The 12638-nt window shown below is 66.2% G+C and carries 11 protein-coding genes; 5 read left to right on the top strand and 6 right to left on the bottom strand.

What is annotated here, in order from left to right; genetic code table 11:
- Positions 1-4: 4 nt before the first annotated feature.
- Both D5S08_RS09405 and D5S08_RS09400 read right to left on the bottom strand, forming a co-directional pair.
- Positions 5-472 (bottom strand): GreA/GreB family elongation factor, encoded by a 468-nt coding sequence (locus D5S08_RS09405; RefSeq protein ID WP_121117855.1) that lies wholly within the window; start codon positions 470-472, stop codon positions 5-7.
- Entirely contained in the window at positions 472-813 is a 342-nt protein-coding gene (locus tag D5S08_RS09400) for a hypothetical protein (protein WP_121117853.1), read from the bottom strand. Before D5S08_RS09400 ends, D5S08_RS09405 begins: the two co-directional genes overlap by 1 nt.
- Before the next feature lie 230 nt (positions 814-1043).
- Between D5S08_RS09400 and D5S08_RS09395 the strand changes: the two genes are divergently transcribed.
- From D5S08_RS09395 to D5S08_RS09385, 3 genes are all read left to right on the top strand, one after another.
- Positions 1044-3827: a TonB-dependent receptor gene (locus D5S08_RS09395; protein ID WP_121117851.1), complete on the top strand. Its 2784-nt coding sequence runs from the start codon at positions 1044-1046 to the stop codon at positions 3825-3827.
- Positions 3828-3945: 118 nt separating this feature from the next.
- Complete coding sequence (gene phoA / locus D5S08_RS09390; RefSeq protein ID WP_121117849.1) at positions 3946-5361, top strand: alkaline phosphatase; 1416 nt, start codon at positions 3946-3948, stop codon at positions 5359-5361.
- Positions 5362-5421: 60 nt separating this feature from the next.
- On the top strand, positions 5422-5982 hold the full coding sequence (locus tag D5S08_RS09385) for a pseudouridine synthase (RefSeq protein ID WP_121117847.1): 561 nt from the start codon (positions 5422-5424) through the stop codon (positions 5980-5982).
- A 2-nt stretch (positions 5983-5984) separates the two neighbouring features.
- Here D5S08_RS09385 and D5S08_RS09380 read toward each other — a convergent pair whose 3' ends face one another.
- From D5S08_RS09380 to D5S08_RS09370, 3 genes are read right to left on the bottom strand one after another with little or no spacing between them, the layout of a single operon-like run.
- On the bottom strand, positions 5985-7127 hold the full coding sequence (locus tag D5S08_RS09380; RefSeq protein ID WP_121118143.1) for a cupin domain-containing protein: 1143 nt from the start codon (positions 7125-7127) through the stop codon (positions 5985-5987).
- Between the two features lie 5 nt (positions 7128-7132).
- Complete coding sequence (locus tag D5S08_RS09375; protein WP_121117845.1) at positions 7133-7399, bottom strand: hypothetical protein; 267 nt, start codon at positions 7397-7399, stop codon at positions 7133-7135.
- Positions 7400-7441: 42 nt separating this feature from the next.
- Positions 7442-9289, bottom strand: coding sequence for an ABC-F family ATP-binding cassette domain-containing protein (locus D5S08_RS09370; RefSeq protein WP_121117843.1), 1848 nt, complete (start codon positions 9287-9289; stop codon positions 7442-7444).
- A gap of 113 nt (positions 9290-9402) precedes the next feature.
- Here D5S08_RS09370 and D5S08_RS09365 point away from each other — a divergent pair, with 113 nt between their 5' ends.
- A complete protein-coding gene (locus D5S08_RS09365; protein ID WP_121117841.1) occupies positions 9403-9984 on the top strand; it encodes an alpha-ketoglutarate-dependent dioxygenase AlkB in 582 nt (193 codons plus the stop codon).
- Between the two features lie 194 nt (positions 9985-10178).
- On the top strand, positions 10179-11486 hold the full coding sequence (locus D5S08_RS09360) for an Hsp70 family protein (RefSeq protein WP_121117839.1): 1308 nt from the start codon (positions 10179-10181) through the stop codon (positions 11484-11486).
- An 81-nt stretch (positions 11487-11567) separates the two neighbouring features.
- On the opposite strand, the gene D5S08_RS09355 is transcribed toward D5S08_RS09360, so the two are convergent.
- Positions 11568-12587 carry an alpha/beta fold hydrolase gene (locus D5S08_RS09355; RefSeq protein WP_121117837.1) on the bottom strand — a complete coding sequence of 340 codons (1020 nt, stop codon included), beginning with the start codon at positions 12585-12587 and terminating at the stop codon, positions 11568-11570.
- Positions 12588-12638 lie beyond the last annotated feature (51 nt).

Genomic DNA, 12638 nt, shown 5'->3' with positions numbered 1-12638 from the left:
TGGCTTAAGGGCCGGCGACCTCCACGCCCAGGATCTCCAGTGCATCTTCAGCCTGACCGAAGGGCAGCCAATCCCCCACCTGCGCCCCCAGCATCGCGCGGCTTAACGGGGCGTTGAACGAGATCAGGCCCGCGGCCGGGTCGGCCTCGTCATCGCCAACGATCCGCAGCGTGCGTGGCTTGTCGTTCAGGGCAAAGCGAACCACCGTCCCGAACTCGACCTTCTCGCCCGACGGAACGGGCGCCAGCACTGCCGTGACCTGCCGGGTCTGCCAGTAGCGCAGGTCGCGCTGCAAGGCGGTGACCGCTGCCGGTTCTGCCGCCTGCGCAATGGCGGTCTCCAGAGCCGCGATCCGCTCCACGATCAGGGCGAGACCGCGCGCGGTGACCAGGTTCGGGCCGGCGGGGATCGGCAATTCGAACTTCGGCTCCAGATGCTCCTCGTCGCTCTCGCGACGGAATGCCACGCTCATCAGCGCTTCTTCTTGGAGATGGTGGCGGTGAAATCCGGATCCTTGTTCGCTACCCAGTCGACGAACTTGCGCACCGCGGGATTGGCCAGCAGCCCTTCCACATCCAGACCATGGCGCTGCAGTTCGGAATTGGTGAAGTTCACGGTCAGCGTCTGCTGGCAGATTGGATGCATCGGCACGACATCGCGCCCGCCCCGGCTCTTGGGAACGGGATGGTGCCATACGATCGTTTCGCCGGTGGGCCGCCCGCACAGCCAGCAGGGTACCGCGGGCGCCGGGGTGTCGTCTTCTGCCGTAGGAAGGTCTTCGTAGGAACCATGCTTGGGGTGCTTGCGGGCCAAAGTGCTTGCCTTGAACGGAGGTGTTTCCGCAGCCTGTATAGGTTGCGCGCGCGGCATTGCCACGCTGCCAATCCATCGCCGCCTGATCTTCTGAACGGCGATACCGTGCTGCACTGCACAACTTTCGTAATCTGCAGGTAACAATTCTGTCCCAGCGGGCGTGGCCACACGGGGTCAAGCGGCCGCCCAGCCATGGTGCGGCCCGGTAACAGGGCAGGGACACGCAAGTCATGACATCTTCGAACAGCCGCGGCGCGATGGCGCGCCTGCTGGCGGGCAGCGCTCTGCTCGTCGCCACTACGCTGCCGGCATCGGCGCAGCAGGATGTTTCGGCCGCCGACGCGAACCAGGTGCAAGCGGAAGGTGAAAGCGCCGGTACCGACGACAACGCGATCATCGTCACCGGCTATCAGGGCAGCTTGCTGGAAGCGATCGACATCAAGCGGAATACGATCGGCTTTTCTGATAGCATCGTCGCCACTGACATTTCGGACTTCCCGGAACAGAACCTCTCCGAAGCCCTGCAGCGCCTGCCGGGTGTTACCATTGAGCGGGACCGCGGCCTGGGCACGCGCGTCAATGTGCGCGGGCTGCCATCCGAATACACCTTCGTATCCATCAACAAGCTGGCGACCGCATCGGGCAGCGGGGGTCGCGATGTCGAGTTCGACATCTTTGCATCCGAACTGATCCAGACGGTCACCGTGCACAAGTCGCCCGTCGCCTCTGACGAGGAGGGCGGCATTGCCGGCTCCGTCGCGATCAGCACCGCGCGCCCGTTCGACAATCCGGGTCTGCGGGTGGTGGGCTCGCTTGAAGGGGCCTACAATACCATTTCGGAAAAGGTCGATCCGCTGTTCAGCGTGCTGGCGAGCGACACCGTTGGCGATTTCGGCGTGCTGGTCTCCTTCGCCAGCCAGCAGCGCACGAACCGCACGGACAGCAATTCCGGCATCAATTTCCGCCCGATCTCCCGCTGGACCGATCGCGGCAATGCCCAGACTACGCAGGCGCTTGCGGTGCTGGAACGGGACGCGGGGATCGTGTTCGACGATGTTAAAGATCACGACGAGGTGAACCGCGTCGTGTTCCTCGACAAGGTGGGCGACCGCGTCTTCTTCGACGATCAGGAACGCTACGGCCTGTCGGGCTCTGTCCAGTACAAGCCGGGCAATGACTTCAGCCTCAGCTTCGACGGCTTTGTCGGGTCCTACGACACCGATGTGGATGAATATGACGCTGCGGGCTACTCGGCGTCCAGCACCTCCACGCTGGGGGTCATCCACGATTACGACGACACGACGCTGGCCAAGGACGGCATCGTGGTGCTCCGCGACGTGTCCTATACCCGCACGCAGCACGAATTTCTCAGCAAGGAATATCTGAACCGTACCGACTACAAGCAGTTCGGGGGCGAGCTGAACTGGACGCCGGGACGCTGGGCCATCAACGTGCTTGGCGGCTATTCCGGGGCGGAAAAGTCGATCGACTTCTCCAACCTGAAGCATGTCGCCTACGCCCCGTCGCGCACCCGCTACACCGCCAATGGTGGCGAGACGATTCCCAGCGACGATCCGAACACGATCGACATGTACAATGCACCCGGCAGCTACCTGTTCGAGGCATACGAGACCACGCGGGAGCGGATCCAGGACGACAAGTACGCCGCGCAGGCGGATGTCTCCCGCTTCTTTGACGGCGTGCTGGACCGCATCAATCTGGGCGTGCGCTACACCAGCAAGACCAACGAACGCCATTATGGGGAAGAGAAGCTGCAGGGGCCGACCCGCGGCAGCACCGCCTATGTGAACACCCGCACACTGGCCGACAGCCCGCTGGAAAATGTCACCGCCATCACTGGCGGCAAGTCCTATCAGGCGCGCGACCTGGACTGGGCGCAGGTGTCCAACAGCTATGCCCGCGACTTTTTCCGCCCGGACGGGTTCGAGACGCCGTTCGACGATGCGCAATACTACAAGGTGCAGGAAGACAGCTGGGCTGCCTGGGCGATGGCCGATCTGGCGTGGGACTTCGGCAGTGTGCCGGTCTTCGTCAATGGCGGCGTGCGCTACGTCAGCACCAGCGTCGACTCCGAGGGCTTCCATCAGGTGCAGAACCCGGATGGCACCACCGGCTATACGCCCGAGCCGATCTCCAGCGATGGCAGCTACGACAAGTTCCTGCCGTCGGTGAATGCCCATGCGGAGCTGCTGCCCGACCTGCTGCTGCGCGCGGCCGCCTCGCAGACGCTGATCCGTCCGGCGCTGACCGATCTCGCCTACAAGCGGACGGCGAGCTGGAATTCGTTCCGCTTCTCGGATGGGAACCCGGCGCTCGAGCCGACCTTTGCAGACCAGTGGGAGGCCGGACTGGAATATTACCTCCCGGGCGGCGGGCTGCTGTCCGCGTCCTACTTCTGGAAGAAGATCAAGGGCGTCATCACGAACCAGCTGACCGGCACCGTGCCGAACGTGACCAAGTACAATGCGAACGGCACGATCGACGGCGTCTACGACTTCGAGGTGTACCAGCCGGTCAACGCCGACGGTTCGTTCACAGTGAAGGGCATCGAGCTCGCCGCGGTGCTGCCGTTCAGCATGTTCGTGCCCGCGCTGGACGGGTTCGGCCTCAACGCCAACTACACGGTGCTCGACAGTTCGCTGACTGATGAATCCGACCTCGGCATCGACACTTCGCCAATCGGCCTGGCCGACAACACGTACAATGTGACGCTGTACTGGGACAAGGGTCCGTTCGCGGCGCGCGCGTCCTACAACCGCAAGAGCGAGTATGTGGAATACATCCAGAACAACAATTACCCGGTCTATCGTGACGCTTACGGCCAGGTGGACATCGCCGCCAGTTATCAGGTGACTCCGAACTTCCGGGTGGAACTGCAGGGCATCAACGTGACGGAGGAGGCGACAACCGGCTATACGATGGATCCGTCCTTCCCCACGATGTATGAATTCTCCGGTGCACGGTACAGCCTGGGAGTGCGCGCCCAGTTCTGACCGTGGCGGCTCGGATCGGGCCTGGCCGCAACGTCAGGCCCGCCGCTGCCGCTCTTCTTGCTATCGCCAACGATCTGTTCCGAACGGGACGACACCTTTGCCTGCTGAAAGGCCCGCCATGCTGCTTCGCCCACTGCTGCTCGCCACCGTCCTGCTCGCCACCCCTGTTCTGGCGCAGGAAGCGGAACCAGACCTGTCGCGCGCCGCGGGCGGCGATCTGGCCGAACCGGGCGGCGCGCGCCGCATTGGCGGCGACCGGACGGACCAGTTCCGCCAGCTGATCGACGGGGCGCGGCCCCGCAACGTCATCCTGCTGATTGGTGACGGCATGGGGGATTCCGAGATCACCCTGGCGCGCAATTACGCGATGGGTGCGGGAGGCTATTTCCCCGGTATCGACGCGCTGCCGATCACCGGACATTACACGCACTATTCGCTCAACAAGGATGACGGCAAGCCCGACTATGTGACGGACTCGGCCGCGAGCGCGACCGCGTGGGCCATCGGGGTCAAGAGCTATAACGGCGCGATCGGGGTCGACATCCACGAGGCTGCTCATCCCACCATCCTGGAGCTGGCCAAGGCGGCGGGCCTGGCCACCGGCAACGTCTCCACTGCGGAGATCGAGGATGCCACGCCCGCTGCGCTGCTGGCGCATGTCACCAGCCGGCGCTGCTACGGCCCGGTAGCGACCAGCGAGACGTGCCCAGGCAATGCGCTGGAGAATGGAGGCGCAGGCTCCATCGTCGAACAGATGCTGGAACTGCGGCCCGATCTGGTGCTGGGCGGCGGTGCCCGCACTTTCGAGGAGGTGGCAAAAGCTGGTGAGTGGCAGGGCAAGACCCTGTTCGTGCAGGCTGCAGATCGGGGCTACCATGTGGTGCGCAACGCTGCTGAACTGGAAGCGGTAGATGGGGCCGATGCCGACCGTCCGCTGATCGGCCTGTTCGCCCCCAGCCACATGCCGGTGCGCTGGACCGGTCCGAAGGCGGCGCACCATGCCAATCTGGACGAAGCCCCGCTGCGTTGCGCGGCCAATGCGCAGCGTACCGCCGACATCCCGACCCTGGCCGGAATGACCGCCAAGGCGATCGCGCTGCTGCGCGCCAACCCCGCCGGTTTCTTCCTGCAGGTGGAGGGTGCCTCCATCGACAAGCAGGATCACGCCGCGAACCCGTGCGGCCAGATCGGCGAGACCGTCGACCTGGACGAAGCGGTGCAGGTCGCACTGAACTTCGCGCGAGAGCAGGGCGACACGCTGGTGATCGTTACCGCCGATCATGCGCATACCAGCCAGATCGTCGGCAATGATACCCGCTCCCCCGGCCTGACCCGGTCGCTGATCACGCATGATGATGCGGTCATGACGGTGAATTACGCCACAGCGGAGGATGGCTCCCAGGCCCATACCGGCACGCAGTTGCGCATTGCCGCCTACGGCCCACAGGCGGCCAATGTCAGCGGCCTGATCGACCAGACCGACCTGTTCTACATCATGCGCGACGCACTGGGGCTGCCGGCGACGACGCGCTAGAGTCGGGCGGACGGGTCGTTGCGCTCGACAGCCGGGGCTGCAGCGCTTTAGGGGAGCGCCGTGGCCCGTCTGATCCTGTTCAACAAGCCGTTTGGCGTGCTGTCGCAATTCACAGACGGCAGCGCGGCCGCCCGCGCAACCCTGTCGGACTTCATCGACGTTCCCGGAGTCTACCCGGCGGGGCGGCTGGACCGTGATAGCGAGGGGCTGCTGCTGCTGTGTGATGATGGGCACTTGCAGGCACGGATCGCCGATCCGCGGTTCAAGCTCGGCAAGACCTACTGGGTGCAGGTCGAAGGCGAGCCGCAGGATTCCGCCCTGCTGCAGCTTGCGGCCGGCGTGCGGCTGAAGGACGGGCCGACCCGTCCGGCCGAGGTGCACCGCATGGCCGAACCTGCCCTGTGGCCGCGCGATCCGCCGATCCGCGTCCGCAAATCCATTCCCGACAGCTGGCTGGCCATCACCATTCGCGAAGGGCGCAACCGGCAGGTTCGGCGCATGACGGCGGCGATCGGCCATCCGACTTTGCGGCTGGTGCGCTGGTCCGTGGGCGACTGGACGTTGGCGGGGATCGCGCCGGGCGAGTGGCGCGAGGTCGAGGTTCCGGGCGGCCGTCTCTGATCCTATCCGTCGAAGGCGATGGCGCCTTCGTTGATCAGGCTCAGCAACAGCTCGGCGGATGGCGGATCGGCGATCGATGCAGGCTCCACCTCCAGGCGGTCGCGGGCACAGATCCGTTCCGCCAGGGCGGCGGCAGGCCCGTCGCAGGGAATGGACCGGCCGTTCACGAACAGCAGCAGGGCGGCATTGCCCTGTCGCACGAAGGAGAAGCGCGCCGCCGGGTTGCGCACCAGATCGCCGGAAGCCAGCATTTCCGCCAGATCGTCCTGGCCGATCGGCTGGTCCGGTCGCCAGTCGATCTCCGGATATTTGGGCCGGGTGCTGTGCTGCCCGAACCAGCGGGCGAAGCCGTCCATGTCCAGCAAGCCTTCGGTCGCCATGGCGTGCAGCCGGGCCAGCGCGGCGGGCGTGATCTCGCCAGGATTGTCCTGCTGCGGCAATGCCGGATCGGCGTAGCGATCATCCTCGGTCAGGGCGTCCAGCAGGTGTTCCGTCCATCCCTCCACCAGTTCGGCGCGCGATGGTGCGCGGAAGCCGATCGAATAGGTCATGCAATCATTGTCCAGCGCGACACCGTCATGCGCGATGCCGGGCGGGATGTAGAGAATGTCGCCCGGTTCCAGCACCCATTCCTGTTGCACGTCGAACTCGGCCAGCAGCCGCAGATCGCCATGCGGCAGCAGCGGGGAGCTGTCGTCGCACCGTTTGCCAAGCTGCCACCGGCGGCGGCCCGCACCCTGGATCAGGAACACGTCATACTGGTCGAAATGCGGACCGACCCCTCCGCCCTTCGTGGCGTAGCTGACCATCACGTCATCCACCCGCCAGTTAGGTATGAAACGGAACGCGTCGAGCAGCGCGGTCACCTCTGGCACATGCTGATCGACCGCTTGCACCAGAAGGGTCCATGGCGCCGCGTCCAGCCCGGCGAACCGACTTTCCTGCAACGGGCCCTGTTCCATTTGCCAGCTACCGGCTGAGCCGGTGACCAGACGGGACTCGACCTCGCTTTCGCACGCCAGCCCGGCCAGCTCGTCCGGCTCCAGCGGGTTGGTCCAGCCGACCCAAGGGTTCCTGATCAGCTGCGGCTGCTGCTGCCAGTGATCGCGCAGGAAGGCATCGCGGTCAAAGCGGGCAGGGTCCATCTGCATCACTCCTGTCCCTGTCCACCGGCTGCGACCAGGTCCATGAAGTTGCGTGCGGCGTCGCGATCGTCCGCTTCGGTGAAGGCGACGTCCAGATCGGGCGAAGCATCCAGCAGGTAGAGCAGGCACCACAGCCCGAACCGCTTGGCCCGGTCCCGCTCCAGCCCGAAATCGACCTGGATCTTCTCGATCCCGGCAGCCAGCGCCCCGGGGGGAACAGAGCCGAGATCGGCCGAGCCGAAGTAGCGTTGCAACAGGTCATCCAGGTCCATCGCCACCTGCTAGACTGTTGGGGCGGCGGCGCAAGGCTGCGGTCAGGCGGCCTTCTCGTCCAGCCGCTCGCTTGCCTCCAGCCAGCGTCCCTCGACATCGGTCAGCTCGCTCACCAGTGCGGCGCGTTCCTTCGTCAGTTCGCCTGCGCCGAAACCGGTGCTGCCACCAAGCAGCCGTTCGTCGATCTTGTCGATCTGGCTTTGCAGGCGTGCGATACGCTTCTCCAGCTCCGCCACCTGCTGCTTCGCTTCGCGCGCCTGCTCGCGGGAGCGGGTCTGATCCGCGCGGCTCTTCTTGGCCGGCTTCTCGGGGACTTCGGCCTTGGGCTGGTTCCGGCCGAGCACGAAGTCGATATAATCCGACATGTTGCCGGTATAATCCTTGGCCGTACCATCATCCACCAGCACCAGCCGGTCGGCCGTCAGCTCGACCATGTGTCGATCATGGCTGATCAGGATGACCGCGCCCTCATAGGCGTTCAACGCCTGCACCAGTGCCTCGCGCGCATCGACGTCGAGGTGGTTGGTCGGTTCGTCCAGGATCAGCAGATGCGGTGCGTCCCGAGTGATCAGCGCCAACGCCAGTCGCGCCCGCTCCCCGCCGGAAAGCTTAGCGACCTGCTGCGTCGCGCGGTGGCCGGAAAAGCCGAAGCGGCCCAATTGTGCCCGCACCGCTCCGGCGGTCTTGCCGGTCATCGCGCGGGTCATGTGTTCCAGCGGGGTGTCGCCGGAGGCCAGCTCCTCCACCTGATACTGCGTGAAATAGCCGACCTGCATCTTGCCCGACGCGTTCATCGCGCCTTCCAGCGGCGGCAGCTGCGCGGCGAGCAGGCGGGCGAGGGTGGTCTTGCCATTACCGTTGCGCCCAAGCAGCGCGACCCGCTCGTCCGGGTCGATCCGCAGGTTCAGGCGGCGCAGCACCGGGGTCTCGCCATAGCCGACGGCGGCGAGGTCCAGCGTGATCAGTGGCGGCCGAAGTTCGTCCGGATTGGGGAAGTCGAAGCTGAGGCTAGGGTCGTCCGCCAGCGCCGCGATCGGCTGCATCTTGGCGAGCATCTTGGCACGGGACTGCGCCTGCTTGGCGGTCGAGGCGCGGGCGCTGTTGCGCGCCACATAATCCTGCAGCCTGGCGCGTTGCGCGTCCTGGGAGGCCGCGGCAGCGGCCAGATGCGCGGCCCGTTCGGCCCGCTGCCGCTCGAAATCGTCATAGCCACCGGCGTACAGCGCGATCTTGCCGCCCTGCAGATGCAGGATCGTGTCGACGACATTGTTCAGCAGGTCGCGTTCGTGGCTGATGATGATCAGCGTGGCGGGGTACGACTTCAGGAAGTTTTCCAGCCACAGGGTTGCTTCGAGGTCAAGGTGGTTGGAAGGTTCGTCCAGCAGCAGGATGTCCGGCGCGGAGAACAGCAACGCGGCCAGCGCGGCCCGCATCTTCCACCCGCCGGAAAAGCTGCTGAGCGGCTGCGCCTGCATCTCCTCGTCAAAGCCCAACCCCTGCAGGATGCGGCCGGCACGTGCCGGGGCGGTGTAGGCGTCGATCGCCAGCAGCCGGTCATACAGGTCGCCGAGCCGGTCGGAGTCCTCGCAGGTCTCGGCTTCCTCCAGCAGCTGGGTCCGCTCCACATCGGCGGCGAGGACCGTGTCGAACGGCGTCGCCGAACCGTCAGGCGCGGATTGCGCGATGTAGCCCAGCCTTGCGCGGCGCGGCACGCTGATGGCGCCCGCGTCAGGCTCCAGCTCGCCGATGAGGACCTTCATCAGGGTGGACTTGCCGGCGCCGTTCCGCCCGACGATGCCGGCCCGTGCGCCCGGCGGGATGGAGGCGCTGGCGCCATCCAGGATCGTGTTGCCGCCAAGCCGCACGGTGATGTCGTTGATCGTGATCATGTGCGGCCCCCTATCAGGGCTGGCGCTGCTGCCAACGGCGAAGGGCCGCTTTTTGTCGCCGCCAACGCTGCCGCCCGCCTGGAAACGGCGTCATCGATCCCGATCTTGGCCCCATGATGGACCTCTTCGGCACACCTGTCCTGCCCGGCCTGGCGACGGTTCCGGACCTCGTGGCCGAAGCCGAGGAAGCGCGCCTGATTGCGGCGATCGACGGCACGGATCTCACGCCCTTCCGGTTTCAGGGGTGGGAGGGCAAGCGTCTGACATTTTCATTCGGGTGGAACTACGACTTCGATACGCAGCAGGTCGCCCGTGCAGAACCGATTCCGGAGTGGCTGCTGCCGATCCGGTCACGCATGGCGGAGTTTGCCGGGCTGGATGCCGGCACCCTGATACAGGCGCTGCTGATCCGCTACGATCCAGGCGCCGGGATCGGCTGGCACCGCGACCGGCCGATCTACGAACATGTGCTCGGCCTGTCGCTCGGCGCAGCGGCGGAGATGCGATTCCGGCGGCGCCGGCCTGACGGCGGGTTCGATCGGCGCACGGTGCCGCTGGAGCCGCGGGGCGCCTACCACCTCTCCGGCGAAGCGCGGCATGGGTGGGAGCACAGCATCGTCGAGCAGGACCAGCCCCGCTGGTCGGTCACGTTCCGCACGCCTTCCGCGCGGTGGAGCCTGCCGCGGGAGCCTTAGCCACGCAGTCACGATCGCGCTCGCCGCTCGCATCGTGCCGTACAATGCGCGCCGGATGACAGCGTGCCGGACAAAGGCCAAATCCGGCAGTCCAGGCCAGCCGCCATGAGCCTCGCCGCCACTTCGGGCTTGTCCCCGGGGCACACGCCGCACTAGGCGGCCGGCATGACGCGACCCGGCTTCGACATCATCCCATGACCCAGTCTCTCCAGAGCCGTTCGGCCGGGCTGGACTTCGGCACCACCAACAGTGTCGCCGCGCTGGCGGGCGCTGGGGGCGGGGCGCCGCAGATGGTCATGCTGGAAGGACCGGACGGGCCGGCGGAGGTGTTCCGGTCGGCGCTGTGCTTCTGGCGGGATGCCGATGTGCGCGGTGGGCTGGACGTGGAGGTCGGGCCGGCCGCGATCCACGAATATCTCGAATTCCCTGGCGACAGCCGTTTCCTGCAATCGTTCAAGTCCGTCGCCGCCAGCCGCTCGTTCGAGCGCGCATCCGTGTTCGGCCGTCCCTTCAAGTTCGAGGATCTCGGCCGCATCTTCCTCGACAAGCTGGCGTCCCATGCCGGCGGCACGCTGGACAGGCTCGACCGGATCGTGGTGGGGCGCCCGGTCCATTATGCCGGCGGGCGACCGGACCCGGCGCTCGCGCGGCAACGCTATGACGCGATGTTCGACGGCTTCGCGCGGGAAACGCATTACGTCTACGAGCCGCTGGCCGCCGCCTTCAGCTATGCCTCTCGCCTGAGCCAGCCGGCGACGTTGCTGGTGGCCGATTTCGGGGGCGGCACCAGCGACTTTTCCGTGGTGCGGGTCGAGGAGCCCGGGGCGGCGCAGCGCTGTGTTCCGCTGGGCCATGCCGGCGTGGGACTGGCGGGCGACCGGTTCGATCAGCGGATCGTCGATCACCTGGTGCTGCCGAAGCTGGGCAAGGGCACGTCCTATCGCTCCTTCGACAAGATTCTGGAGATCCCGCCCGGCTATTTCGCGGACTTCTCCGACTGGTCCAGGCTGGCGCTGATGCGCAACCGCCGGACGCTGGACGAGCTTGCGCGCCTGCGGCGCAGTGCGGTCGATCCCGACGCCATCGGCCGCATGATCGCGATGATCGAGAATGAGCTGGGCTTCCCGCTCTACGATGCGGTGACGCAGCTGAAGCGGACGCTGACGGCGGAGGATCACGCGACATTCCGCTTCTCCGGCGCCGGCGTGGAGATCGAAGCGCCGGTAAGCAGAGCCGAGTTCGAAGGCTGGATAGAGCCGGACATCGCCCGCATGGCGCAAGCGGTGGACGATGCACTGGCCGATGCCGGCGTGACGCAAGGTGAAATCGAGCGGGTCTTCCTGACCGGCGGCACATCGCTGGTCCCCGCCGTCCGCCGTGTCTTCACCGACCGCTTCCGGCCGGAGCAGATCATGTCCGGCGGAGAGCTGACCTCGATCGCGCATGGCCTCGCCCTGATCGCACAGGAGGATGATCCTTCAGCCTGGCGGGCCGGCGAGTAGAAGCCTCCTCCGCCTCGTCGCGCCGTCTTCCACCTGCGCAGTCGATGCGCGGCCTGCCTGCATCGCTGCGCATCGAATGGCCTACGCGGCTGCGCGCCGCGCGACATCGCCGATCGCGGAGACGACCCGCTCCGGGAAGGCGTAGTGGAACAGGTGCCCCTGCTCGGCAATCGTGCGCAGCTCCGCATCTGCGATTTCATCCGCGAGGCGCTCGGCATGCTTGTTCACATGGGTGATGAGGTCTCCCGTGCCTGCCATGACGATCACGGGAACCGCCAGCCGATCGTAGCGACCGCTGAGCTCGATCGCGGCCGGCACCATCATCGCAGTGTCAGCCGCAGTTGCCCTGACCTGTGAGGGGCGCAGCGTCAGTGCCAGCGGGAAGGCGGCAAACTTCTCAGGTATTGGTGCGGGCGAGAAGCTCGCCTTGATCGCTGCCGGACCGATCAGCCGACCGGCCAGCGGCGAAAGAGTGTTGGCCAGCAGGTCGCCGAGCAGCGGTATTGCCGGCACGGAGAACGGCCAGACATCGGGCCGCGCCGTGCCGTAATAATATCCCGACAGCAGGACCAGACCTGAAACTGCCGCAGGCTCATCAAGCGCCATGGCCAATGCGACCAGCGTACCCCAGCTGTGACCCACGACCACGGCCGGACCGACGCCGAGTTCATTCAATGCCTTGGCGATCAGGCTGGCCTGGGCGGCGGGCGTCCAAACCGTCGTGCGTGGGCGCTCGCTGTATCCGAAGCCGGGCCGGTCGAATGCGATCACCCGATGCTGCTCCGCCGCCAGATCGAGAACGCCGCTTGCCTCGTAGTCCTGGAAGGTCACGCCATTGCCGTGCAGCAGCACGACCGGCGTGCCGCTGCCCCGGTCCACATAATGCAGGCGCACGCCATCCACCTCGATGAACGAACCGGCCGGCGGTGTGGCAGCCTCCGCGCGCCGCTTGCTCGCCCGATTGAACAGGGCGCTGGCAGCCAGGGCGCCGAGGCCAGCAGCTCCCGCGATCCAGCTCGGCCCCGACCCCCTGCGACCGCCTCGTGTTGGGAAGTTGATGCCGTGCGGCAGGTGCGATCGGAGGCTGGTTTTCTGTGTCATGTCCCTAGAACCATTGTGCAGCGCACAAGTTGCTTGCACTGCACAAACTAC

This window comes from Croceibacterium ferulae, assembly GCF_003660445.1.
GTDB lineage: Bacteria > Pseudomonadota > Alphaproteobacteria > Sphingomonadales > Sphingomonadaceae > Croceibacterium > Croceibacterium ferulae.
The sequence above is the reverse complement of the archived record's forward strand: the minus strand, read 5'-3'. Positions and strand labels throughout refer to the sequence as shown.